Here is a 24,586-nt window from a genome sequence, read left to right on the forward strand (position 1 = left end):
TATTGAGCATATATGAATACCCTAAAAGACATAAAGTTTATCGTTATCGTTTCCTTAGTAATTTCGTTAGTAATTGCTGTACTAAATCTATTAACTAGCGGGTTTACATTCGAAGGCGTCTTTACCGCTAGCTGGTGGGCAATTAACTTTATGTATTGTTTCTTCTTGTGTTATATAAACACGGTGTATTTCAGATTTATCAATTATAAATTTGAATGGAAAAATAAGGGAACAAAAAGAATCATTGTAGGAGCAGGAGGCTCGATCATTATTACAATGATAGGATTTGCGATTTGTGAATTTATTGCCTCTGTAATTATTTTAGAAAAACAAACTGTTGAAGAGTTTTTAGCAGATCAATCTTTTAGGGATTATTTATTCCCGTTATTATTTACATCAGTGATCTCTTTATTTTTCCACGCAATGTATTTCTATAAAGCACTGCAGGAAAAAAAGGTTACCGAACAAAAAATAATTGCAGGAACCGCTTCCGCTAAATTTGCTGCCCTCAAAAATCAGCTGGATCCTCACTTTTTGTTCAACAGCCTTAATGTTTTGACATCATTAATAGATGAAAATCCAAGAATGGCTCAGAAGTTCACTACTTCTTTATCTAAAGTATACCGATATGTTTTAGAACAAAAAGATAAAGAATTGGTTACAATAGATGAAGAATTAAAATTTGCTAAAACATACATGACCTTATTAAAATTAAGGTTTGAGGACAGCATTATTTTTGAACTACCTGAGCAATCATCTAATCCTGAAGCAAAAGTAGTGCCGCTGTCTTTGCAGATATTATTAGAAAACACCATCAAACATAATGTGGTGATGCCCAACCGACCATTGCACATTAAAATATATGAAGACGAAGGTTTTCTGATTGTAGAAAATAACTTACAGCCCAAAGAGGTCATCCGGCAAAGTAGCGGTGTTGGATTAGGAAATGTAAAACAACGATACGGATTGCTAACCAAACGAGAGTTTGCTGTGTTTAAAACAGAAAACACTTTTATTGCGAAGCTGCCTATACTAACAAAAAGAATAACATCAATCGATATGACAACATCACAAAACATAGAAATCGCAAAAGATTTTAAATATAAAAGAGCCAAAGACCGTGTAAAGAAAATGAAAGAGTTTTACGGTAGTTTAACCGCCTACTGTATTGTTATACCATTTTTAATATTCATCAACTATAAAACTACTGGCTTTGAGCTTCCTTGGGTAATCTTTCCGATGGCGGGATGGGGATTAGGACTTATCTTTCATTATGGAGAAGCCTTTGATCGTCACCCCATATTTGGTAAAGATTGGGAAAAGAAAAAAATCAGAAAGTATATGAGTGAATCTAACAGCGGGAAGTATGAATGATCTTGAGAAAAGAAAAGCTTATAAAAGCGCTAAAAAACGAGTAGCAGAAGAAAAATCTTTTTATACACACATAGCAGTGTATATAGTTATGAATATTATCATTCTAATTTTTAAAATAGAATTAGATGATTATATACAAGACGAAGGATATACTAATTTTCTACCCTGGAATTTAATCAGTACTCCATTAATATGGGGAATAGGTTTACTGGGACACGGACTATGGACATATAGAGAAAAAAATGGATTAGGAAAACTGTGTAACAGATCTATTTTTAGCAAAAAATGGGAAGAACAAAAAATTAAAGAGTTCATGAATAAGCATGATGATCTCTAAAAACATAACAATGGAAAATTCAGAAAAACTAAAAACATATAGAAGAGCTAAAAAAAGAGTTGTAGAAGAGCGCGCTTTTTATACGCACCTAGGAGTATACATAGCGATAAATATCATAATTTTTGTAGTGATCTTACATCTAAAAGATTATATCTATGACAATTACCTTGTATTGAATCTGATAAGCACTCCGGTGCTATGGGGAATTCCATTATTATTTCACGGGTTATGGACATTTAGAAAAGGGAATAAATTTACACTTTTCAAAAAATGGGAAGAACGAAAAATCAAAGAATTCATGAATAAAGAGAACGACCTTTAAAATAATAAAAAAAATGGAAAATTTAGAACAACAAAACAACTATAGACACGCAAAGAAACGTGTTCAGGAAGAAAAAGGATTTTATAGTCACCTGACAGCTTATGTAATTGTAAATATTTTTTTGCTATTTATAAACTCTGATTTTATAGATGAGGGATTTAACAACTGGTTACAATGGAATTTATATATCACTCCATTTTTTTGGGGAATTGGTTTGTTTTTTCATTGGGTAAAGGTTTTTAACCCGAATATCATTTTTAGCAAGCAATGGGAAAAACGAAAAATCAAAGAAATTATGGAGAAGGACGATACAGTGGATTTGTTTTGATCATCCTTCAAATTCAATACAGTTTACTACGAAAGAAATAGATTCGGGTGTAGGCTAGAATTCAAGAAAATAACTATCAAAAACGATTCGTTATGAAAGATTTTGAAAAAGGAAAAGAATATAACAAAGCTAAAAAAAGAGTAGCCGATGAAAGAGGATTTTATACACATCTCACCTTTTATATGGTTATTAATTTGATCGTACTTTTTATCAATACCAATTTTCAAAATCAGGGATTTAAAAACTGGGGGCAATGGCATTTGCACATTACTCCTGTGCTTTGGGGAATCGGATTATTATTTCACGGATTAAAAGTTTTTAAACGGAATTTCTTTTTTGGTAAAAACTGGGAGCAACGTAAAATCAAAAAACTAATGGACGAGGATGATACACTAGATGTATTATAGATCAATCAATAACGAACAATATAAAACCAATCATCATGAAAGATTTTGAAGAACAAAAAAGATACGAACGTGCAAAAGAACGTGTAGACGAACTAAAGAAATTTTATAATAACCTGTTTTCGTATGTCATAATTATTGGATTTCTTGCAGGTCTCAATTATTATGTAAATCAATGGAGCTACGCCTGGTTCTTGTGGGCAGCTTTTGGGTGGGGAATCGGATTAGCTTTCCACGCAGTAAAAGCCTTGAGAATCAACCCGATGTTTGATAAAGATTGGGAAGAACGTAGAATCAGAAAGTATATGGACGAAGAAGATAAAGAGAAACAGCTTTGGGAGTAAGTTCAATTAGTGGATTATAAGAACGGTAGATTCATATCCTTAATCTCTTCTTGTTTCTTATAACCTTTTCCATCTAACAATCTAACCAGTCCAAAACCTAATAGCAAACAAAAGATATGAATGTAATAATAATCGAAGACGAAAAACCTGCTGCCAGAAGATTGAGTCGTATGCTCAACGATCTGGATATAAAAGTAAATATGATGCTTCATTCTGTAGGTGAATCGATAGAATGGTTTACTACTAATAAACACCCGGATCTCATATTTTTGGATATTCAATTAAGCGACGGCTTGTCTTTTGAAATATTTGATACCATCACAATCAAAAGTGCTATTATTTTCACGACTGCATACGACGAATATGCGCTAAAGGCTTTTAAACTAAACAGCATCGACTATCTATTGAAACCTATAGACGATGAGGAACTAGAAGCTGCAATAAAAAAATATAAAGACCAAATACCAACTTCTGCATCTCTACAAGTAGATTTTGAAGATATCAAAAAATTATTGGTCAATCCTATGGATCGTATATACAAAAAACGTTTTACAGCAAGAGTAGGACAACATCTCAAAATTTTCTCAGTAGAAGATATTGAATGTTTTTATTCTGAAAATAAAGGAACGTATCTACATACCAACGAAAACCGAAATTACCTTATTGATACGACCTTAGAATCCCTAGAAGATGAGTTAAATCCACAACAATTCTATCGTGTTAACCGAAAGTTTTCTATTAACATCAATGCGATTAAGGACATTATTTCATATACCAATTCGCGATTACAGATCAAGCTTCATCACTTTAATGAGCAGGATATTATTGTAGCCAGAGAACGAGTAAAAGATTTTAAAGAGTGGCTTGAATAATGTAAACTTACCTCATTTTTTGTGCTGAAATAAAAGGATTACTTACTTTTGATCGTACACAGATCAATCGCAATGACAATTCAAAACATATTTTTAATACGTTTGCCCCATCTTTTATCTTTATGTATTCTTTTGCTAAGTCCAACCTATTTTTCTGCTCAAGAAAATAACATAAATTATGCTTTAGATTATATAGAACAAGCTAGAGACTATTATAACACAGAAGATTACGAAAAAAGCCTGCTGTATTATAACAAAGCAAAACAGATCGCTAAAAAATTACAGAATGATTCTGTATTATCTTTTGTTTATGCTAAAATAAGTCATATACACCTACGAAATGGTAAAAACAAAGATGCTTTTGATGCTTGCTCCAAAGCAATGGATATAAATGAAAGAATAGGAAATGTAGAAAAAGAAATTATTGCTAATTCTGGGTTCGTCATTCTTCTAAAAAGAATGAATCGATTAGACAAAGCATTAGAAGTCGCACTTCGTTCGTTAAAAGCTATTCCTAAGACTAAATATTATAATCAAAGAAATCATGTAAGTATTTTAATCGTAACCAGTGAAGTTTATATAGATAAGGAACAGTACGACTCTGTATTATACTATACAGATAAAGGATTGGCTATAAGTAAATCTATTGGCTTTCAAGAAGGCATTTTGGATCTATATATCAAAAAAGGAATGGTATACTATTATCAAAAACAATATGATGCATCTCTGAATTATTTATTAAAAGCAAAGGATATTCTTGCTAATGAGAAAATTAAAAACAGGACATACCCTAAAATCAAATCCAATTATTTTATAGGCAGTTGTTATTATGAGCAAGGCCTATATCATAAAGCAATTGATATTTTGGTTGGTAGTATTAACAACTTTGAACAAAATGACCTGTTTAAACCTCCAGCAATTCGCTCGCATCTGTTACTTGCCAACTGTTATCAAGAAAAAAAAGAATATCAAAAAGCTAATTTCTGGCATAGTAAATATGCAGAACTGAATGCATCCTACCAAAAAGACAAAGATCAAACGGTAGATGTTATTCACGAAAAAGAAACTAGTAAACTTCAAGCAAAAATAGCCAACTTTAGAGCGGAAAAAATAGAAGACAAGAAAATCCAAAGAAACATATTTTGGATTCTAATATCCATCTCCGTAGCGTTAATCGCTATAGTTTTTATGTACATTAAAAAACAACGATATAATAAGAGGTTGTTCAATACGCTCCTAAATGAAATCAATCTTTTAGAATCTACTAAGCAAACCACAACAATCAAAAAAGAATCTACTTATGAACTCAGTATAGATGAAGATAAAGTACAGAATATTATCAAAGGGCTGGAAAAATTAGAAATGCAGGAATACTTTCTAAAATCAGAATGTAATCTAAGAGCAATGGCAAAAAAATTAAAAACCAACGCCACCTATTTATCCAAAATCATAAATATTCATAAAGAAAAAAACTTTACGGATTATATCAATGATCTTCGAATTGAGTATGTACTGCAACGGTTAAAGAATGATAAAAAATTTAGATCTTATGCTATTCAATCGATTGCTTCGGAGGTTGGATATAAGAGTAGTTATTCACTAGTGAAGCATTTTAAAGCAAAAACCGGCATCAACCCTTCTTATTATATCAAAAGCCTTGAAAAACAGCAAGCAGACTCAGAACTTATTACATAAGACATAGCTATTTTGAACAATTTAGCCATATGTAATTATCATAAAACCCTAAAATCAAATATATTTCTATCGAAATACATTTTCATTGATACTGATGAACTTCAGTATTCAGAATAACACTAACAAAATCACAAAATTAGCTTACCATGAAAAAAAACAAAACACAAAACATTAGTCTTAAAAAATTAACCATAGCAAGGATTAGCACCGGTATGATGAAAAAAATAGAAGGAGGAACTAGTGTTTTTACAGAGACCAAACCAGAGCCCATAGAAGGACACGAGGATAATGCTAATGTTTGTTATGAAATTAAATAAGTTTACAAACTTTTATATGCTCAGTAAACCTGCAAATTCTGCAGGTTTTTTTTATGACTAATTTGTTTAAAATGGTCAATCTCTACTTTTAATACTTCTAATTACCTTCTACTTTAGTATCAGCATCAAAACAGCAATAACGATTGATTTTGATCAAGGGGAAACCGAAAACCTTAGTATAGAGTAGGTAATTAAAACTTATCATCATGCTTAATAACATTTTAAAATTAAAAGGGGTAACAACATTAAACAAAAAAGAAAAACAAACCATCAAAGCCGGAACGTACTACGGAGATCTATGTCTTAGTCTTTGTAGTGGACGTTGTTCTTTTGGACGTTGTTTTGAACAGATAGACTAGCATAGCTTTTTGGAGCTCTCTAGAAAATAAGCGCTTATTGTCAAACTAAGCCTGTCGAAGTTTTTAATATTTTGATTTTCAAATTGTCTTGGACAGGCTCAGACATACAACTTCTTACGTTTAAAGCTTTCTAGTAACCTCTTTTTTCAACATGTTTCTTAATTTAAAACATACTACAATGATTCAAAAAATTCTTTATGTAAATGGAGTAACGGTACTCAAAAAAGAATCTCAAAAATTCATTCACGGTGGTACTTATGGATGTCAAAACATTACCAGGCGATGTATAGAGGATAGCGATTGCTGTTCTGGTAGTTGTGGTGTAGATCGAGAGATTAACGGTAATGTAGTTACACTTTCTGTATGTGCTTTTAACTAAATTATAAAAAAGCGTCCATTCGAGTGCTTCGACCTAAGGCGAAATGTATCGAGAATCACCTTTTCATCAAATATTCCTTGTTCCCGATACATCCCGATACAAGATCAAGATACTCGAACTGACCGAATTTTGATAAAAAAACTATAGACAGAAGTCAGCAACTGTCTTAAAATGTTTGCTGCATACGTAAATCAATTAATTTTCTAATATCATGAAAAAATTAATGCAATTAAAAGGAGCTCAGGTTTTACATAAAAAAGAGCAAAAAATAATTAATGGAGGTAACACGGGTATGCAATGTAACAGCCATGCGGATTGTAGTGCTTTAAATGGTATACCCGCATTTGAGCATGAGAAATTCTTCTGTCATTGGGGATATTGCCAGATCATGTAATGTTGCTTTAACACCAAATTGAGTTCACATAAAAAAGCCAGGAAATATAGTTGTAATTCCTGGCTTTAGCTGTTATTGATATCTTTTAAACTCTAATACTCCCATCGTCTTTTTTGATTCAACTCCTCCTCTGCTTCCAGTTCATTTTGTGGAATTACTTTTAAAAAGGAAGGGTGTTGTTCGATAGCAAACTCTAGTTTAGCAACCACCTCATCTGTAGAATCATTATCATAATCAATCTCCAACGGTTCTTTGATGACCATAGACTGTAGAATATTTCTTTTTTTAATTCGAATACCTTTCTTATCAAATGATCTTCTAAAACCATCAATAACAATAGGTACCACAATTGGCTTATACTGTTTGATAATATGCGCTGTCCCTTTTCGAATAGGTTTAAACGGTTTTGTGGTTCCCTGCGGAAATGTAATTACCCATCCGTCTTCTAAGGCACGCTTAATGTTTGTAATATCACTCATTTTTACCTGGCGATTTACATCTTGTCCTTTATCTCTCCACGTACGCTCCACGGTAATCGCTCCTGCATATGCTAATACTCTGGCTAACAAACCTGCATTCATGGTCTCTTTTGCAGCTACATAATAAAGATTTAGCTTAGGGTTCCATAAGTATCCAATATTTTTGATGGAGTCTGTACGACCACTTAAACTCGCATTAAATACATGAAACATTGCTACCACATCTGCAAAATATGTCTGGTGGTTAGACACAAAAAGAACATTGTTATCCGGAAGTTCCTTAAAAATTTCACTCCCTTCTATTTGTAGTTCGTTAAAGCCTCTATATCTACGATGCGTCATAGCACCCATAATACGAATAAGCCATTTTTTAAAGAATAGTATATGACCAAAAGGATTTCTTTTAAACAATCCCATAAATAAGTTCTGGTTTAATTAATTTGTTATACATCAATTCGTAAAGTCACTAGGTATTATTAATCTAAAAATCTGAATATCAATGAAAATAATAACAAATGATTAAATAATCGATAAAACATTAGATAAAATCTTGTGAAAATTTCGAAAAAACAAGAGTCAAATATACAAAATCATGAGGCGAAAGCTTCTTTTAACAGCACTTTAAGTTCACTAAGCATCATTGCTGTAGCTCCCCAAACCACATAATCATTTAATTCAAAGGAAGGTACTTCAATATTTTTCGCATAAGAGGTTGACAATTTTTTAGAAACTACGTTACGTTCATCCAGCAGGTGATCTATCGAAACTTCTATTACTTTCTCTACTTCTTCCTCCTGACGTATAAAATGAGGAAGCGTATACGTACACCCTATAAAAGGATGTACCCAAAAATTAGACGGTGGTACATATACTTTGGTAAGCTCTTTTAGCACATCAATTGTATCTGGCTTCACTCCTATCTCTTCCCAGGTCTCTCGTAATGCTGCACACTTATAGCTTTTGTCGAACGTTTCTACCTTTCCACCAGGCAATGCTACCTGCCCAGAATGGACTCCCTCGTAAGTAGGCCGTAAAATTAGCGCCAGATAGGTACCATTTTCTTTAGGGTAAAAAAGCATCAATACAGCTGCATTCCTAGGATTTCTCTCTTCTATCTTTATTTTATAAAGCTCTTGTTTTCTTATTTCGGGAGCCATAATAAAATGAGAAGATGCTCCAGGTACAGACATTTTCTGTATTTTTGGAATCAAACTTTTAAATGTTTCGAATGTCATTTACCAGAGTAGTTTTTATATATAGTTGTATTGTTTTTGTTGTGTTTTGTAGTTGTGAAGATACACAATCTAAAAAAACTAAACAGCAGGTTCTTACAAACGAAAAACACATTTCTGAGAAAAATACTAAAAGTCAAGGTGATACCATCCTAAAGGATACGATAGAAGAAAAAAATGGGGTTCCCAAAGTGTTTGATAAAAAGCTTTTTAAGCTTACCAATAAAAATATGAAGGAGTTTTTACTGAAATATGGTAAAGAAAATCCTGAAACTATGGTTCGCATAAGCACCAAATTTGGGGATATTCATATCAAACTCTTTGAAGAAGCACCAATACATCGTGCAAATTTTATTTATCTAGTCAAACAAAAGTATTTTGATGAGACCTTTTTTTACCGTGTGGCTAAAGGATTTGTTATTCAGGGAGGCAACAGTGACCGTACTCAAATGGCTCAAAAGAGACACGATATTGGTGACTATACCTTACCTCAGGAACCCATTGATGGACTCAAACATGATCGTGGTTTTGTAGCCCTTTCTAAACAATGGGTTGATAATCCTTCAAATCGTTCCACACCATTTGAATTCTTTATAGTTATCGCAAAACAAGGAGCACATCACTTGGATGGAGAACACACTATTTTTGGCAAAGTAGTAAAAGGGATGAATGTTGCCGATAAAATTTCTAATGTTCCGGTAGATGGCAGTGAATGGCCAAAAGAAAATATATTTATAAAAGCAGAAGTGATCAAGTAAGAGGGAATTCGAATACCTGCTTATAAAGATGATCATGGCTGTTTATAAAACTTATTGTATGTTTTTAGACAGCCATGATACCTTATCCTAGCAAGGATCTGCTATGGTTTCACATTGACACGTATTATGGGTACCCACGTACCATTTTACTCTGTCTTTGTATTCTCCCATAGGGTGTGCCAATCCTCCTTTTAATTGTGAGATTGTTTCTTTACGTAATTGTAAATGCTTAAAACTTTTAGTTTTCATGTTATTATGATTTATGATTTATACTATCATATCAATCACAATAAAAAATTGTTACCCCAAAAAACAAAATAAGTTTTTGTGAATTCGATAGAAGAAAAAAGCATACCGAGCATCCACGTTAAATTAACAAGAAATTACTTTTGTGTATAATAATTATAATCTTCTAATATCTTCGCCACGAATTGAATCGGTTTTTCCTGAGGTACAACCTGCATGATACTGCTTACCTTATTAGAAAGTTGTAATATAACATTGTGGTTTCCGTTTCTTCGTGCATCCTGATATATTCCTTTGATTTTACGAATTTCTTCGTCACTAAACACAGTTACCTGAGGATATACTGGTTTATAATCATCTGGAATATCTACCAAAATTGTTTGATGAAATCGTACCTTTTGTTTTTCACTGATTACGGTTGTTCCAGCTGCCATATCCCCTAGCCGTTGTCCCGTTCCTTTAAAAAGAATAGCTACAACGGCAATTCCGCCTGATGCTAACGTAATGTCAATCAACCGCAATAACCACCTAATAAGATATCCTGAAAAAGCTGGTCTGGACCCATCCACACGTACTACCTTGATTTTTACCGCTGCTTTTCCGGGAGTTTTACCATCCCAAAAAGTTTCCCATAATAAAAAATAAAGAAAAGGAGGAAGTCCTACCATCAACCAGAAAGCCCATTCATCTCCTACATCCAAATCCAACGCACCTATAGCAAACAATACTATAATAAAATAAGCTATTATAATCAGCAAATCGATTAAATATGCTAAGATCCGTTCACCTATTCCAGCAGCATTTTGCTGAATACTCACATTTTGAGCAGTTTCTATTTGAAAATTATCCATTAATTATGTTTCTTTGAAGCTCCTAATTTTTGATCCATGCGTGAGGCGGCTTTTGTGAAGCAAAATAAAGATAAATGGTTAAAATTTGAAAGTGTTCTGCTGAATAATGCACAAATAACTCCAGATGAGCTCTCTAGCTTGTATATAGAGATTACCGATCATTTAAGCTACGCAAGAACTTTTTATCCTAATAGTCAAACACTTAACTATTTAAATGGATTAGCTTCGAATGCACATCAAAAAATTTATAAGACAAAAAAGGAAAAGAAAAACAGGTTTTATTCCTTTTGGGTTAAAGAATTTCCTTTAGAATTTTATAAATATCAACGGCAACTGTTGATCACATTTTTAATTGCTGCTCTTTTTACAGCAATAGGAGCGTATTCTTCTGCAACCGATGGAGCCTTTGTAAGATCAATCCTGGGCGATGGATACGTCAACATGACCTTAGAAAATATTGAGAATAGTGATCCTATGGCAGTTTATAAAAAAATGGAAGAAACCAATATGTTCCTAGGGATTACTCTTAATAATATAAAAGTTGCATTGTATTGTTTTGTATTTGGTGTTATGCTCGGTATAGGTACTATTTTTATGCTGATGCAAAATTTTATCATGTTAGGATCGTTTCAATATTTCTTTTATGAAAAAGGGCTTCTATGGGAAAGTGCCAGAACTATTTGGATACACGGAACTATTGAAATATCTGTTATTATTATTGCGGGATGTGCAGGATTAGTGGTAGGTAACTCCATTTTATTTCCAGAAACGTATACACGGCTAACATCGTTTGTGAGAGGAGTCAAAGCTGGGTTGAAAATAGTAATAAGCACGATTCCGTTCTTTATTATCGCAGGATTCTTAGAAGGTTTTGTGACCCGACATACCGAAATGCCGGATTGGTTAGCCATTTTGATCATTGCCAGCTCATTAGGTCTAATTTTATTCTATTACGTATTATACCCCAGACAACTATATAAAAAATCAATTTCTACAGATGAACAATAATTACATAGAGTTTAAAAAGAAAAGAGAATTAGGAGAAATTCTTACAGATACATTTGCTTTTTTAAGAACCAATTTTAAATCCATATTTTCTGTACTGGTAAAAACTTGCTTAATACCTTTTGTTTTATTATTGATAGCCGTAGGGTATCAGGGCTATGCAGCTTCAAGTATTTTTGACAACTTTGATTTCTATAATTCTAACATATTTAGTTCTGGAAATATTCTCTTTTCATATTTATTAGTTTTTATTACGTCAGGAGTTTTTTATTCTTCTTTTTTTGGGGCAACGATGATTTTAATAAAAGAATATATTGACAATGGTGGGGCCATTTCGGAACAAAAAGTTGTGACCGAATTTAAAGATCAGTTCAGTAAAATTATTGGCCTTGGTCTAGTTGGCTTTATCATCGTTACTACATCCCTATTCTTATGCATTCTTCCTGTCTTATATTTTTTCATTCCTATGAATCTTATTTTTGCAATAATGATATTTAGAAATAAAAGTATAGGAGATTCATTATCTGAAAGTTTTGAAATTATTAAGAGTGAATTCTGGATCACTTTTGCTACGTATCTGGTGATTATGATATTATTATACATTATAAGCCTTATAATCTCTATTCCTATTATTATATATACCTTTTTTAAAACCTTTACAGCTGCTACTGAAGGAGGAGTAGCTGATTTGTCTGCTTTTAAAGATTGGTGGTTTATACTATTAAATACGATTCTTTCAGGATTACAATATTTGCTAGTTGTTATTATAGCTATTTCCACTGCGTTTATTTACTTTAACCTAAACGAAAGAAAGCATCATACAGGAACACTAGAACAGATTGATTCTTTAGGTAAACCCGAATAATTTGAGAATATTACTTTACATTTTGTTTTTTATGACAACCCTAGCTGTTTCTGCAACGGTTCAGGACAGCACATCCCTAAATGAATCCAAGCAAATAGTCTACGATCTTGATACTACTAAAAAAGTTAAACAGTTTAGCCTCGATCAAATTCAAGAGTTGCGAAATGATGATGATTTTGACTATGCAGAATATAAGGAGCCGGACAACATTTGGACACAGTTTAAAAGATGGCTCGGGCAGCTATGGAGCCAATTTATACAATGGTTATTTGGTGTAGGAGAAGTTACCGGATTTTGGGCAGTTTTATTGAAACTTTTACCCTACCTGATTGTCATTGGGGTATTGTTTTTATTAGGATGGTTATTTATGAAAGTAAATCCCCGCGAAATATTGTTTGATAAACAAGAAACTCCACAAGTTATTCTAACAGAAGATGAAGATATCATTCAGAATCAAGATATCCATCAATTAATAGAACTAGCAACAAAAGAGAATAACTATCGATTAGCGATACGATATTATTATCTTTCTGTACTCAAAAGTCTGTCTGATAATGAACTTATCCTTTGGGAGTCTCAAAAAACAAATACGGATTATTTAAAAGAGCTTACCGATGATTCTTTGAAAAAAAAATTTCAAAACATTACCAGATTATATGATTTTATCTGGTATGGAAGTTTTGAGATAAATCAGGCATCGTTTAGGCAAGCAGAACAAAAATTCACATCAATTACTAATACCATACGCTCATAATTTGTTAAGTAAAAAGTCTAAAATATTGATTATTATTATTGTTCTCGTTATAGGCTTATTAACCTTTTTGGAAGCTAGTGAGCCTGAACCTATCAACTGGTTTCCAAGCTATGCTAAAACCGACAAAATTCCTTTGGGAACTTTTGTATCTTACAATTTGTTGAAAGAAACCTTTGGCGAACGCAAATTAAAAGATATCAATCAACCTCCTTACGAGTTTCTGTCGGACAATGACACAGTAAGGGGTACGTATTTCTTTATCAACGGGTCGGTAGGTTTTGATGATAGTGAACTAGACAAGATATTGCAATGGGTCGAAAAAGGAAATACATTGTTTGTATCCGCAAAGTCAATTAGTAGTAACCTACTGGATACACTCGCTGTTGAAACAGATAATATGATATCCCTAGATGATATTACCACACAGCCTTTGATAGCATTGGTGAATAAAAATCTACAATTAGAAAAACCATATCATTATGATCGTGATACCCATAATCCATATTTTAGTGAAATAGATACCCTCAATACCACTGTTCTTGGTTTTACCCAATTATTTCATGATACATTACAGATTAAATATCCTAAAATAAATTATCTAAAACAACCTTTTGGTGACGGAGAAATACTACTACACTTATTTCCCGAGGCATTTGGAAACTATTTTATACTTAAGGAAAATAACTATGTCTATACTCAGAACCTATTAAGCTATATTGACCCTTCCAGAAATATACTATGGGATAATCATTATAAGTCAGGAAAAACATTCTACACATCTCCTTTGTTTTTTTTATTACAAAACAGATATCTAAAATGGGCATATTATATATTGGTAATTGGTGTATTACTTTTTGTTATTTTTGAAGGAAAACGAAAACAACGAAGCATACCGATTATAGAACCACTGAAAAATCAAACATTAGCTTTTACCAGAACTATTAGTGCTATGTACTTTGAAAAGGAAAAGCATAAAGAAATTGTAGAAAAACAAAATCTTCTATTTCTGGATTATGTACATCACGATCTAAGAATACAGACCAACACTTTAGACGAAAAAACCTTGTTAGATATTTCTGCCAGAAGTAATAATGATATAGAAGACACGAAAAAGCTATTTAGATATTTTGAAGAGCTCAACCGAAAAAGAGTGGTCACAAAAGAAGAATTAATTCGGCTTTATGATACGGTAAGCGAATTTAAAAATAAATCATAACAGAAAAGAGATACAACACTCTCCTAGTGAGACTAAAAGAAAACATATGGATAACGAGGAGTTACAGAATGACGCTTTAGAAAACAATTCGCAGGATTCGCAGGGAAACAACATTCCATTAGACACTCCAAAAGAAGTTTCTACAACTACTGAAGCAACGGCAGAAAATATACATTTTGAGAATCGTATTGATCTTAGTGAATTACAACAAGCCGTAGAAAAACTAAAGGCCGAATTGGCCAAAGTAATTATAGGCCAACAGGAATTTATAGAATTACTAATCGTATCACTATTATCCAATGGCCACGTGCTTATTGAAGGAGTGCCTGGCATAGCCAAAACGGTTACGGCAAAACTTTTTGCTAAAACATTAGAAACAGCATTTAACAGAATTCAGTTTACACCGGATCTCATGCCAAGTGACGTATTGGGTACTTCGGTACTTAATATGAAAACAAGTGATTTTGAATTCAAAAAAGGGCCTATATTTTCTAATATGGTATTAATTGACGAGATTAACCGTGCTCCTGCAAAAACTCAGGCTGCCTTGTTTGAAGTTATGGAAGAACGCCAGGTAACTATTGATGGAATCAGGTATGATATGGAACCACCATTTATGGTTTTGGCTACACAAAACCCTATCGAGCAAGAAGGAACATATGCATTACCAGAAGCCCAGCTAGATCGTTTCTTGTTTAAAATTAAAGTAGATTACCCTACATTAGAAGAAGAAGTAAATATTCTAAAAACACATCACGAAAGAAAATCGCTAAAACCATTAGAAATGGTGAATGCCGTGATGACACCAGAAAAACTTGTAGAATACAAGAAAAAGACTCAGGAAATCATTATCGAAGAAAAAATTCTTGGATATATTGGAGAAATTGTAACAAAAACTAGAACACATCCACACCTCTATCTCGGAGGTTCTCCACGTGCATCTATAGCTGTAATGAATGCTTCTAAAGTTTTTGCTGCTATTGATGGTAGGGATTTTGTTACTCCAGAAGACATTAAAAAATCATTATATCCGGTATTGCGCCATCGTATTATTCTTTCTCCTGAACGTGAAATGGAAGGAATGACTACCGAGGATGTTATTGAAATGATTATACAATCAGTAGAAATACCACGCTAATTGTGATCAAGTTCTATAAATCCTTATATCTAAGTCCAAGAGTGTTTTACATACTTGCTATTCTATCAGTTCTGTTTTTAGGATCGTATTGGTTTCATGCACTGTATCCATTGGCTTGGTTATTAGTATGGGGGTTGTTGATTGCTTTTTTGTTTGATATTGTTATTTTATTCAATACCAAAAGAGGTATCGAAGCTAGTAGATTGCTCCCCGAAAAATTTTCAAACAGCGATTATAATTCAATTCCGGTGAGGGTAAAAAACAACTATGCTTTTACTACCTATACGGAAATCATAGATGAAATCCCTGTACAGTTTCAAAAGCGAGACTTTCTAAAATCAGGTGTAATTTACCCAAAATCAACATTGGATTTCGAGTATTCATTACGCCCTGTGAAAAGAGGCGAATATATTTTTGGTCATTTACACGTATATGCCATGACCAAAATCAACTTGATCAAAAGGCGCTATAGTTTTGATAAATCAGCAATGGTGAAAGTATATCCATCTTTTATCCAAATGAAAAAATATGATTTTTTAGCTATCGATAACAAATTAACTCAGTTTGGACTTAAAAAAATACGCCGTATTGGTCATACAATGGAGTTTGAACAGATTAAGGAATATGTTACGGGTGATGATGTAAGAACCATCAACTGGAAAGCCACTGCCAAGCATGGTAATTTGATGATCAATCAATTTCAGGACGAAAAATCACAACCGATTTATTCTATTATAGATGAAAGTCGCGTGATGAAAATGCCCTTTAAAGAGTTAAGTTTATTAGACTATGCAGTTAATAGCACATTAGCTTTCTCTAATATCGCACTCAAAAAAAATGATAAAATAGGCATGCTCACCTTTTCTAACAAGGTTCATAACTTTTTACCCGCTAGTAGAAAGAAAACCTATATTAATAATATTTCTGAAACTTTGTACAATGTAAAAACCCAGTTTTTGGATTCTGATTTTGGATTGTTATATGCACATACAAAAAGACAGATCAATCATCGTAGTCTTCTACTATTTTACACTAATTTCGAACATATTTCTGCTTTAAAAAGACAACTTCCTTATTTACAAGCATTGGCAAAAAAACACCTTTTAGTAGTGATTTTCTTCGAGAATACAGAATTACATCAATTGATTCATCAACATGCAGAAGATATACAAGCAATTTATGATCAAACCATTGCACAACAATTTGCCTACGATAAAAAAATAATGGTCAAAGAACTACAAAGACATGGGATCCAGACTGTACTAAGTTCACCAGAAGATCTGACGGTGAATACCATTAATAAATACCTAGAAATCAAAGCTAGAGGATTGTTATAGATATCTTGTACGAATACAGAGTTACGAATCTTTGTTCTAAAGAGGTACGCGTATTATAAACAATAACCTACTATCATTTAATTCCTTACCGACTCAATAACTAAACTACATTTCATCCTGTAAATTCTACAATTGAGTTATATACTTTATAAATACCTCAAAGATTTTTAGACTTTTGAATCATCAAAACAAAATAATAAAAATCAAAACTAAACTCTTATGAAAACTCTAGTATTACTTTTAATCATGTCAGCAGCAAATTTTGTAACAACCGCCCAAGATACCAAAGGGGTAACTATCACCGTCACAGTACCCAACGTATCAAGTTCTGATGGTGCAGTGCTTTTTGGATTATATGACGAAGCTACTTTTATGAAAGCCGCACCTATCAAATCCGCAAAAGGTGAAATTAAAAATGGAATTGCTAAAATTACATTTAAAGACGTACCTAGAGGAGAATATGGAATCTCTTGCGTACACGATGCTAATAATAATGAACGAATGGATTTTGAGGAAAACGGAATGCCAAAAGAAAGCTATGGTGTGTCTAATAACAATATGAGCTACGGACCACCAATGTGGAGCGATGCAAAATTTGAAGTAAGTGAGGAAGACCTGGAATTAGAAATTAGATTCTAATCAAGTAAATAATATATTCATCAATCAAAAAAAGGGCTTTACTTTATAATATAAGTAAAGCCCTTTTATATTGGAACTACTAAAGATTAATTTTCACAATTTGTTTCACTAGCATCTCGCAATGCTTCTTCCAAATCAGCATCTTCAATAAGTGGACAATCGTCCAATGCACTCAAATATGCTATCGATGCAGCTTTTAAAGATTCACAATTTTCTACACTAGGATCATTCCCATATCGATCTAGTGCGGCACTATAATTTTCAATTGCATTAATAGCGATACAACCTCCTGTAAGATCTTCCAAAACTTCCTCCTCTGAACAAGATGTTAATAAAGCTCCAATACTTAATCCCAATATCACTAAAGGTTTATTTACTATTTTCATTTCTTAATTTTTTAATTATTATAAGTTTTATTGTTTAGTACCATTAAAAAAAGAGAGGTTAACATTTTTGTAAAGAAGTTCAATAGAAAAAATAAATTTTTAGCAAATCATTAATAAGTTTTATCAATACCTTTTCTATTTTTGTGATCCAAAATTAACAACATGACCATCACACAACTACGATATGTACTAGCAGTTGCTGAGTATCAAAATTTTACAAAAGCAGCAGAAAAAACATTTGTCACCCAACCTACCTTGAGTATGCAAATTCAAAAACTTGAGGAGGAGTTAAATATTTTGATTTTCGATCGAAGTAAAAAACCTATTGAGCTGACTGAAGTAGGTAAAAAATTAGTCCAACAAGCCAGAAATATTGTAAATGAGAGCGAAAGAATTCAGGATATAGTAGATCAGCAAAAAGGGTATATTGGAGGTGAATTTAAACTAGGGGTCATACCAACGGTTATGCCAACTTTATTACCTATGTTCTTACACAATTTCATAAAGAAGTATCCAAAAGTAAAACTAAAAATTGAAGAACTTACTACCGAAGCTATTATAGAGCAGCTACAAGACGGGCATCTGGATGCGGCAATAGCCGCAACACCACTGCAAAATGAAAATATAAAAGAGCGCGTATTATATTATGAACCTTTTGTCGGTTACATTCCACCAAGCCACCGATTAAATAAAAAGAACAAAATAGATGTTACAGATCTGGATATCGACGATATGCTATTGTTAGAAGATGGCCATTGCTTCAGAGATGGAATTGTCAATCTTTGTAAAACACAAAAAAGTTACGACGAAGATCATTTTCAGTTAGAAAGCGGTAGTTTTGAAACCTTAGTAAAACTTGCTAATGAAGGATTAGGAATGACACTTTTGCCTTATCTACATACATTGGATATAAATGATAAAGAAAAAGGAAACTTACACTATTTTAACGAACCTTCTCCTGCAAGAGAAGTAAGTCTTATATATCATAAAAGCGAACTCAAAATGCAAATAATTGAAGCACTACATACTACTATTGCCGGAGTTATTAAAGGAGCAATTACTTTTCAGAATGTACAAATTATCAGTCCACTATCTAAAATAAAAAGCGACTAAAAGGTCGCTTTTTTCTTTATGATTTTAAATAAATTAAACAAGGTTCTAACTCTGGTTTGTTTAGTGCTAACGATTGAATCCAAAGTCTTAATTCTTCAATCTCGTGCGGGAGTAATCGATTTAATGCTTTAATTACTTCCTTGGTAAATAGATTTACATCAAAACTAACTTTTTTTAGTACAGTCTTAGTGTAATCAAACATTGCTCTAGCCATAAATTAATAGGGGTTTAAGATGTTAGAATTAAACAAGCAATGTAGGTTTAAACCTACAGTTTAAAAGTTGTTAGATCTAATATAATCAAATAAAACTAAAAAACCGTTCTTTAACCCTTATTTAACTCTGTTAAAAATTATTGTCGCCATCAAGAAGATCTCCTAAACCTCCTAAAATGCTACCTTCCCCTCTACTCTTTCCACCTCCTCTAGGAGCTAAAGCCAATACCCTATTTGCGAGTCTACTAAAAGGTAAAGATTGTATATATACGACTCCAGGTCCAGTTAGATTAGCAAAAAACAATCCTTCTCCTCCAAATATGGTATTTTTAATTCCGCCCACAAATTCTATATCGTAGTGCACACCTTTAGAGAATCCAATGATACATCCGGTATCTATCTTTAGTTTCTCGCCTGGTTTTAATTCTTTTCTCGCAGTGGTCCCTCCTGCATGCACAAAAGCCATTCCGTCCCCTTCCAACTTTTGCATAATAAACCCTTCGCCCCCAAACAAACCTCTTCCTAATTTTCTAGAAAATTCTATTCCAACCGATACACCTTTTGCTGCACAGAGAAATGCGTCTTTCTGGCAAACAAACTTACCTCCATATTCAGTTAAGTCTATAGGTATGATCTTTCCAGGATACGGGGATGCAAAACTCACTTTCTTTTTACCAATTACTTCATTATAGAAAGCGGTCATAAATAAACTTTCGCCTGTAAGTAAACGCTTTCCTGCTCCAAAAACCTTACCCATGAATCCCTGATCTTTCTGAGAACCATCTCCAAAAATGGTATCCATTTTGATACCATCGTCCATCATCATAAAACTTCCTGCTTCAGCAATCACTCCTTCTTGAGGATCCAGTTCTATTTCTACATATTGCATTTCTTCACCGTAAATAGTGTAGTCAATTTCGTGTGCTGTCATTTTTAATTATTTAATATTGATTAATGAATATTTTCAATATATGAGTTGCATATTGGTACAAAATGTTACAAAATGAATATTCATATGATTAGAATTTCGGCAATTAAGAGATATAGCTTCTTATTTGGCCTTTGTTTCTTTGCGCTTAACTTCTAAATTATTTTTAATTAATTCATGGATATCTTTTAAATGGTATTTTACAATTCCATCATTAAACGAAGCTAAAGATTTTTTTACCAAAGATTGAATTGATTTTAACTCTGCTCTTGCAACTGCTTGAATATCAGAACTTGGTTTTTTGTGAGTATTATGCAGTAATTTGATTAGAATTTCTACGTGAGATCTTTGTATATTCCGTCTAAAAACATCTATACTTTTGCCTTGCGTTAATTCGGCCCAAATACCTTCTCTCACTTCCTTTAGTAGTGTGGTTATTGCATACGCTTTTTCTCCATTCAGAGCCTTATTATTAATCATACGCATTAATCTATCTTCTCTAAGTAAATTATTAAGCTGTTGGTATTGCAAAGCTTGGATTCTTTCTACAATACCACTGGGATCAATATTATTAATAATATCGTCTTGCAATAGCCAGTATGGAGTTGTAAATGAATTTTCAATCAAGAAATTTAATGATCTAGATTGCTTATTTTTATCGATATGTTTATAAACCTCTCCTGACTGATCTGTAGTTTTAAATTCTTCATAAATACCACCTATATTCTTTAAAACATGACCTGAATAACGAGACCATACTCCTATAAGTTCTCCGTATAATTCTTTAAGATCTTCATATCCTTCTCCTTCTGTCGTTGTCCATTCTTTAAGGTTCGAAACCACTATTTTAAGATTAGATAAACCGTAGGTACTAGCTTTGATAACATCATCTCCTACATTTTCTGTTTGAGAACTTGGATCATATGGATTGTATCCACCAAATAAGTATACTGGATTGCCCTTTTTGTTTACAATCCATTTATTTAACGTAGAACGCTCATCCTCTGCTGACCTAGCTTCAGGAATGTATCTGTATCCCCAGCTAATAGCATAATTATCATAAGGTCCTAACATACGTACCCATCGCACTCCTTTATCGCTGGGCTGTGCAACATAATTATATCTTGTATAATCCATAATTGAGCTGGCTAATCCCCATTTTTGAGTAAAACTTGCAGAACGTAATGAGTCTGTTGGGTAGGCCGCACTAGCTTTCATGTTATGCGGTAACCCCAAAGCGTGTCCTACTTCATGAGAGATTACTCTTCGCATCATTTCTCCGATTTCCTTTTCGGGGGTGCGCAATGTTCGTGCAGATGGGTTGGCTGCTCCTGTTTCTAGTAAATATCTATTTCTATAAGATCTTAGGTGGTTATGATACCATATAATATCACTTTCAATAATCTCTCCTGATCTTGGATCAGTAACACTTGGACCAATAGCATTTCTGGTAGTAGAAGCAACATATCTTACCGTAGAGTACCTCGCATCTTCGGGGCTCCAATCTGGATTTTCATCTGAAGTAGGAGCCTCTTTAGCTATAATAGCATTCTTAAAACCCGCAGTTTCAAAAGCAGCTTGCCAATCCTCTATGCCTTGTTTAAAATATGGTATCCACTTTTTTGGTGTAGCTGGATCCAGATAATATACTATAGGTTTTTCTGGCGCTACTAACTTTCCTTCGGCATACGCCTTTTTATCTTTAGGTATAAGCTTCCATCTTCGAATATATGATTTGCGATCCGCCTTTAGTTTTTCAGAACCATAATCTACCTGATCGATAGTAAACCATCCTACACGCTTGTCATAGAGTCTTGATTGCATTGGTTCTTCTGGCAATAGGTATAATGATTGCCTCATTTCTAAAGAGATTGTGCCCGATCTAGTATTAGAAGGAGGAGCTGATGCAACAAATGTGAGATCATGTTTTACTTCTACATTTTTTGGAAAACTTGAAATACTATGTATAAAGCTCCGTTTTGAGTCCATTTTTTTTACCTTATATTTCTTTCGCATAGCCTGAGACAAACCACTAATTGCGGTTACATCTGTTAGAAATAAATCGTTAACCTCTATTAAAGCAGCTGTAGAATCAGGAGAAAAAGCAGCAATTTTGAAGGAATATATCACCGGGTGATAATTATTGTCACGTACTGATAAATGTATCGGTAAACTATCATTTGCTACACTAGAATAAGAGATAGACTTTAGATGAATATTATTGCGGATTCGTGTCCATTTTACCAATTGCTCATTAGTTTTTGACCCTGCATTTACATATCCTCCACCCAAATTAGATGGTATTTTTGATATGCGACTAACCAAGAGCATATCCTGATCTAAAACATCAAAAGGAATTTCAAAATAAAACTTTTCATCATTCTGATGTACTTTGAATAGTCCCTCATCTGATAGCGTTTTCTTAGATATCAGTTCTGAGTATTTTTTTATAAGAGACTTTTCTTCGGTATTCGTTTTATAGTCCTTTTTATTTTTTTTGTTTTTCTGAGATTGCAGAGTAGAAGACGTAAGAAAAAGGAAAAAAAGGGAAAAAATAATACGTGTTGAATTATGAAACATGAGAATCTATTTATTTTTTAGCATTGTTAAAATGAAAATTAATTCATTTCGTATAAAACTTGTCTTTTTTTTTGGAGTATTAGTATTATTTAAAAGATTATGCGCTTTTTAATTTGATAGTCCACTCAAAATTAAATGTAGAAACCTCCACTCCGTCTTTATTTGTACCCACGGATTTCATCCAAACAGTTTGTCCCTCTCCAGTTTTAACGGCTTTTTGGATGGCTTCTTTAATTAAGGATCCGTCATTACAAATAAAGGTAATCCTGCCTGTCGCCTTCTTAGTAAAAGTAGCATTATTAGTAGCCACTAACATGGAAATCTTTTTTCTGCTTAGTTTAATCTGAGTAATTACCAATGCACCTGTACTTAATTCGGCTGCCATGCCTTGTACTGCCCAAAACATGGAATTAAATGGATTTTGATTTATCCACCGATGCTTAACCGTGGTCACACAATGATCTTCATCAATACTTTTTACACGCACTCCACACAACCAGGCAGACGGTAACTTAAACATAGAGAACAGATTAAACTTTTTAGGACTAACTTTCATAATACCATATTTATTTTCCCTAAAGTATTGAAAAAGAATGGAGATGCAAAACACACTCAAATCATAAAATTATGTTAAATTATGGTACTATGTTTTGCATAATACCTTCTTTTAGATATATATTTGCATAAGAAACTATTATATACTTTTAAAAATGGCTACTAACAACCACAATAATATTGCAACTTTTATGCACTTAGGAGTATTTACTAAATACTTTATTCCTTTCGGGAATTTCATAGTTCCCATATTACTATGGACTACCAATAAGGCCAAGTCAGACTTTATCGATACACACGGCAAAGAGGCCATTAATTTTCAGTTGAGTATCTTACTCTATACAGTAATTCTGGGAATGATCTCCTTCCCGTTTTTTATATTCAACATCTTTGGTGATGCCTCCTTATTTGATCTTTTTAATCACAACGGATTGGATATTAACTTTTCTAGTGATGGAGGATTTAGAACATTAATAGGCGCTTCTTTTGTAGGGGTTATAGCACTTATGGGTTTCTTTTTAGAAATTATTTTCACCATATCTGCAGCATTAAATGCAAATAAAGGATCGCTATATAGATATCCATTAACAATAAGATTTATAAAGTAATTTAGAATGAACTCATCAGTCAACATAATATATATTCTAATTACTGCCTTAGCTGTGGTATCCTCCTTCTTTTTTCATGAATTGGCCCACTTCATCACCGGGAAACTCTTAGGATACGAAATGGGAATGACACTTAATTCTGCATTCTTATTAGAAGGAGCATACCAAACAGCTTGGCATCAACAATTAGTGAGTGCTGCTGGACCATTATTTACAATCATACAGGCATTCATTATTTATTATTTTATCAAAAAAACAAATAACAAGTATTGGTATCCATTTTTATTCTTTGCATTTTATTCTAGAATATTAGCCATGATCCTATCCATATTTAACCCTAATGACGAATCGCGTATTAGTGCCTGGCTTGGACTTGGATATTGGATACTACCACTACTAGTAGGGTTCACCTTGCTAATTCTTTTAATCAAAACAAGCAAAGAACAGAAATACAATTTAAAATTTAACCTAATCAATTATCTTTTGACTACAGTTTTTATCGCTGGGGTTGTATTTTCTGATCAATATATACTTAATTAACCATCAATCATTAATCA

32 protein-coding genes are annotated in these 24,586 nt (G+C 32.9%); 23 read left to right on the plus strand and 9 right to left on the minus strand.

What is annotated here, in order from left to right; genetic code table 11:
- The first annotated feature begins 12 nt into the window (after nucleotides 1-12).
- From ACWGOQ_RS10945 to ACWGOQ_RS11000, 12 genes are all read left to right on the plus strand, one after another.
- Nucleotides 13-1,374, plus strand: coding sequence for a 2TM domain-containing protein (locus tag ACWGOQ_RS10945; protein ID WP_452058162.1), 1,362 nt, complete (start codon nucleotides 13-15; stop codon nucleotides 1,372-1,374).
- On the plus strand, nucleotides 1,367-1,711 hold the full coding sequence (locus ACWGOQ_RS10950; protein WP_452058161.1) for a 2TM domain-containing protein: 345 nt from the start codon (nucleotides 1,367-1,369) through the stop codon (nucleotides 1,709-1,711). Before ACWGOQ_RS10945 ends, ACWGOQ_RS10950 begins: the two co-directional genes overlap by 8 nt.
- A 10-nt stretch (nucleotides 1,712-1,721) precedes the next feature.
- Nucleotides 1,722-2,033: a 2TM domain-containing protein gene (locus ACWGOQ_RS10955; RefSeq protein WP_452058160.1), complete on the plus strand. Its 312-nt coding sequence runs from the start codon at nucleotides 1,722-1,724 to the stop codon at nucleotides 2,031-2,033.
- 13 nt (nucleotides 2,034-2,046) lie between these two features.
- Nucleotides 2,047-2,361 (plus strand): 2TM domain-containing protein, encoded by a 315-nt coding sequence (locus ACWGOQ_RS10960; protein ID WP_452058159.1) that lies wholly within the window; start codon nucleotides 2,047-2,049, stop codon nucleotides 2,359-2,361.
- Nucleotides 2,362-2,453: 92 nt separating this feature from the next.
- On the plus strand, nucleotides 2,454-2,768 hold the full coding sequence (locus tag ACWGOQ_RS10965) for a 2TM domain-containing protein (protein ID WP_452058158.1): 315 nt from the start codon (nucleotides 2,454-2,456) through the stop codon (nucleotides 2,766-2,768).
- 35 nt (nucleotides 2,769-2,803) lie between these two features.
- Nucleotides 2,804-3,109 (plus strand): 2TM domain-containing protein, encoded by a 306-nt coding sequence (locus ACWGOQ_RS10970; RefSeq protein ID WP_452058157.1) that lies wholly within the window; start codon nucleotides 2,804-2,806, stop codon nucleotides 3,107-3,109.
- Nucleotides 3,110-3,225: 116 nt separating this feature from the next.
- Nucleotides 3,226-3,981 carry a LytR/AlgR family response regulator transcription factor gene (locus ACWGOQ_RS10975; protein ID WP_452058156.1) on the plus strand — a complete coding sequence of 252 codons (756 nt, stop codon included), beginning with the start codon at nucleotides 3,226-3,228 and terminating at the stop codon, nucleotides 3,979-3,981.
- Nucleotides 3,982-4,083: 102 nt separating this feature from the next.
- The gene (locus ACWGOQ_RS10980; protein ID WP_452058155.1) at nucleotides 4,084-5,676 is read left to right on the plus strand and encodes a helix-turn-helix domain-containing protein; all 1,593 of its coding nucleotides are present in this window, start codon (nucleotides 4,084-4,086) and stop codon (nucleotides 5,674-5,676) included.
- A gap of 146 nt (nucleotides 5,677-5,822) precedes the next feature.
- A complete protein-coding gene (locus ACWGOQ_RS10985; RefSeq protein WP_452058154.1) occupies nucleotides 5,823-5,993 on the plus strand; it encodes a hypothetical protein in 171 nt (56 codons plus the stop codon).
- A gap of 206 nt (nucleotides 5,994-6,199) precedes the next feature.
- The gene (locus tag ACWGOQ_RS10990) at nucleotides 6,200-6,352 is read left to right on the plus strand and encodes a hypothetical protein (protein WP_452058153.1); all 153 of its coding nucleotides are present in this window, start codon (nucleotides 6,200-6,202) and stop codon (nucleotides 6,350-6,352) included.
- A gap of 178 nt (nucleotides 6,353-6,530) precedes the next feature.
- Nucleotides 6,531-6,731: a hypothetical protein gene (locus tag ACWGOQ_RS10995; RefSeq protein ID WP_452058152.1), complete on the plus strand. Its 201-nt coding sequence runs from the start codon at nucleotides 6,531-6,533 to the stop codon at nucleotides 6,729-6,731.
- Between the two features lie 211 nt (nucleotides 6,732-6,942).
- Nucleotides 6,943-7,125 carry a hypothetical protein gene (locus tag ACWGOQ_RS11000; RefSeq protein ID WP_452058151.1) on the plus strand — a complete coding sequence of 61 codons (183 nt, stop codon included), beginning with the start codon at nucleotides 6,943-6,945 and terminating at the stop codon, nucleotides 7,123-7,125.
- Nucleotides 7,126-7,217: 92 nt separating this feature from the next.
- Here ACWGOQ_RS11000 and ACWGOQ_RS11005 read toward each other — a convergent pair whose 3' ends face one another.
- Both ACWGOQ_RS11005 and ACWGOQ_RS11010 read right to left on the minus strand, forming a co-directional pair.
- Nucleotides 7,218-8,021: a lysophospholipid acyltransferase family protein gene (locus tag ACWGOQ_RS11005; RefSeq protein WP_452058150.1), complete on the minus strand. Its 804-nt coding sequence runs from the start codon at nucleotides 8,019-8,021 to the stop codon at nucleotides 7,218-7,220.
- 173 nt (nucleotides 8,022-8,194) lie between these two features.
- A complete protein-coding gene (locus ACWGOQ_RS11010) occupies nucleotides 8,195-8,839 on the minus strand; it encodes an NUDIX hydrolase (RefSeq protein ID WP_452058149.1) in 645 nt (214 codons plus the stop codon).
- Here ACWGOQ_RS11010 and ACWGOQ_RS11015 point away from each other — a divergent pair.
- The gene (locus tag ACWGOQ_RS11015) at nucleotides 8,833-9,594 is read left to right on the plus strand and encodes a peptidylprolyl isomerase (protein ID WP_452058148.1); all 762 of its coding nucleotides are present in this window, start codon (nucleotides 8,833-8,835) and stop codon (nucleotides 9,592-9,594) included. The two genes, ACWGOQ_RS11010 and ACWGOQ_RS11015, sit on opposite strands and share 7 nt — an antisense overlap.
- Nucleotides 9,595-9,681: 87 nt before the next feature.
- Here ACWGOQ_RS11015 and ACWGOQ_RS11020 read toward each other — a convergent pair whose 3' ends face one another.
- Both ACWGOQ_RS11020 and ACWGOQ_RS11025 read right to left on the minus strand, forming a co-directional pair.
- Nucleotides 9,682-9,843 carry a hypothetical protein gene (locus ACWGOQ_RS11020; RefSeq protein ID WP_452058147.1) on the minus strand — a complete coding sequence of 54 codons (162 nt, stop codon included), beginning with the start codon at nucleotides 9,841-9,843 and terminating at the stop codon, nucleotides 9,682-9,684.
- A gap of 134 nt (nucleotides 9,844-9,977) precedes the next feature.
- Complete coding sequence (locus ACWGOQ_RS11025) at nucleotides 9,978-10,691, minus strand: RDD family protein (protein ID WP_452058146.1); 714 nt, start codon at nucleotides 10,689-10,691, stop codon at nucleotides 9,978-9,980.
- Nucleotides 10,692-10,727: 36 nt separating this feature from the next.
- On the opposite strand from ACWGOQ_RS11025, the gene ACWGOQ_RS11030 reads away from it, so the two are divergent.
- The 7 genes from ACWGOQ_RS11030 to ACWGOQ_RS11060 all read left to right on the plus strand — a co-directional run bounded on the left by ACWGOQ_RS11030 (nucleotide 10,728) and on the right by ACWGOQ_RS11060 (nucleotide 17,645).
- A complete protein-coding gene (locus tag ACWGOQ_RS11030; protein ID WP_452058145.1) occupies nucleotides 10,728-11,699 on the plus strand; it encodes a stage II sporulation protein M in 972 nt (323 codons plus the stop codon).
- Nucleotides 11,689-12,561: a hypothetical protein gene (locus ACWGOQ_RS11035; protein ID WP_452058144.1), complete on the plus strand. Its 873-nt coding sequence runs from the start codon at nucleotides 11,689-11,691 to the stop codon at nucleotides 12,559-12,561. Before ACWGOQ_RS11030 ends, ACWGOQ_RS11035 begins: the two co-directional genes overlap by 11 nt.
- 31 nt (nucleotides 12,562-12,592) lie before the next feature.
- Entirely contained in the window at nucleotides 12,593-13,315 is a 723-nt protein-coding gene (locus ACWGOQ_RS11040) for a DUF4129 domain-containing protein (RefSeq protein WP_452058143.1), read from the plus strand.
- 25 nt (nucleotides 13,316-13,340) lie between these two features.
- Nucleotides 13,341-14,531, plus strand: coding sequence for a DUF4350 domain-containing protein (locus ACWGOQ_RS11045; protein WP_452058142.1), 1,191 nt, complete (start codon nucleotides 13,341-13,343; stop codon nucleotides 14,529-14,531).
- 46 nt (nucleotides 14,532-14,577) lie between these two features.
- Nucleotides 14,578-15,669, plus strand: a complete 1,092-nt coding sequence (locus ACWGOQ_RS11050) for an AAA family ATPase (RefSeq protein ID WP_452058141.1) — start codon at nucleotides 14,578-14,580, stop codon at nucleotides 15,667-15,669.
- A gap of 5 nt (nucleotides 15,670-15,674) precedes the next feature.
- A complete protein-coding gene (locus ACWGOQ_RS11055) occupies nucleotides 15,675-17,006 on the plus strand; it encodes a DUF58 domain-containing protein (RefSeq protein ID WP_452058383.1) in 1,332 nt (443 codons plus the stop codon).
- Between the two features lie 219 nt (nucleotides 17,007-17,225).
- Entirely contained in the window at nucleotides 17,226-17,645 is a 420-nt protein-coding gene (locus tag ACWGOQ_RS11060; RefSeq protein ID WP_452058140.1) for a DUF2141 domain-containing protein, read from the plus strand.
- 86 nt (nucleotides 17,646-17,731) lie between these two features.
- On the opposite strand, the gene ACWGOQ_RS11065 is transcribed toward ACWGOQ_RS11060, so the two are convergent.
- The gene (locus ACWGOQ_RS11065; RefSeq protein WP_452058139.1) at nucleotides 17,732-18,031 is read right to left on the minus strand and encodes a hypothetical protein; all 300 of its coding nucleotides are present in this window, start codon (nucleotides 18,029-18,031) and stop codon (nucleotides 17,732-17,734) included.
- Nucleotides 18,032-18,193: 162 nt separating this feature from the next.
- On the opposite strand from ACWGOQ_RS11065, the gene ACWGOQ_RS11070 reads away from it, so the two are divergent.
- Nucleotides 18,194-19,144 (plus strand): LysR family transcriptional regulator, encoded by a 951-nt coding sequence (locus ACWGOQ_RS11070; protein ID WP_452058138.1) that lies wholly within the window; start codon nucleotides 18,194-18,196, stop codon nucleotides 19,142-19,144.
- A gap of 16 nt (nucleotides 19,145-19,160) precedes the next feature.
- Here ACWGOQ_RS11070 and ACWGOQ_RS11075 read toward each other — a convergent pair whose 3' ends face one another.
- The 4 genes from ACWGOQ_RS11075 to ACWGOQ_RS11090 form a co-directional block, all read right to left on the minus strand.
- Entirely contained in the window at nucleotides 19,161-19,358 is a 198-nt protein-coding gene (locus ACWGOQ_RS11075) for a hypothetical protein (protein WP_452058137.1), read from the minus strand.
- 130 nt (nucleotides 19,359-19,488) lie between these two features.
- The gene (locus ACWGOQ_RS11080) at nucleotides 19,489-20,289 is read right to left on the minus strand and encodes a TIGR00266 family protein (protein WP_452058136.1); all 801 of its coding nucleotides are present in this window, start codon (nucleotides 20,287-20,289) and stop codon (nucleotides 19,489-19,491) included.
- Between the two features lie 120 nt (nucleotides 20,290-20,409).
- On the minus strand, nucleotides 20,410-22,866 hold the full coding sequence (locus ACWGOQ_RS11085; protein ID WP_452058135.1) for a zinc-dependent metalloprotease: 2,457 nt from the start codon (nucleotides 22,864-22,866) through the stop codon (nucleotides 20,410-20,412).
- A 97-nt stretch (nucleotides 22,867-22,963) separates the two neighbouring features.
- Nucleotides 22,964-23,422, minus strand: coding sequence for a DUF4442 domain-containing protein (locus tag ACWGOQ_RS11090; RefSeq protein WP_452058134.1), 459 nt, complete (start codon nucleotides 23,420-23,422; stop codon nucleotides 22,964-22,966).
- 154 nt (nucleotides 23,423-23,576) lie between these two features.
- Between ACWGOQ_RS11090 and ACWGOQ_RS11095 the strand changes: the two genes are divergently transcribed.
- Both ACWGOQ_RS11095 and ACWGOQ_RS11100 read left to right on the plus strand, forming a co-directional pair.
- On the plus strand, nucleotides 23,577-24,029 hold the full coding sequence (locus ACWGOQ_RS11095; RefSeq protein WP_452058133.1) for a DUF4870 domain-containing protein: 453 nt from the start codon (nucleotides 23,577-23,579) through the stop codon (nucleotides 24,027-24,029).
- 6 nt (nucleotides 24,030-24,035) lie between these two features.
- Nucleotides 24,036-24,569 carry a hypothetical protein gene (locus ACWGOQ_RS11100; RefSeq protein WP_452058132.1) on the plus strand — a complete coding sequence of 178 codons (534 nt, stop codon included), beginning with the start codon at nucleotides 24,036-24,038 and terminating at the stop codon, nucleotides 24,567-24,569.
- The last annotated feature ends 17 nt before the right edge of the window (nucleotides 24,570-24,586 follow it).

It is taken from the genome of Aquimarina ulvae (genome assembly GCF_053613295.3).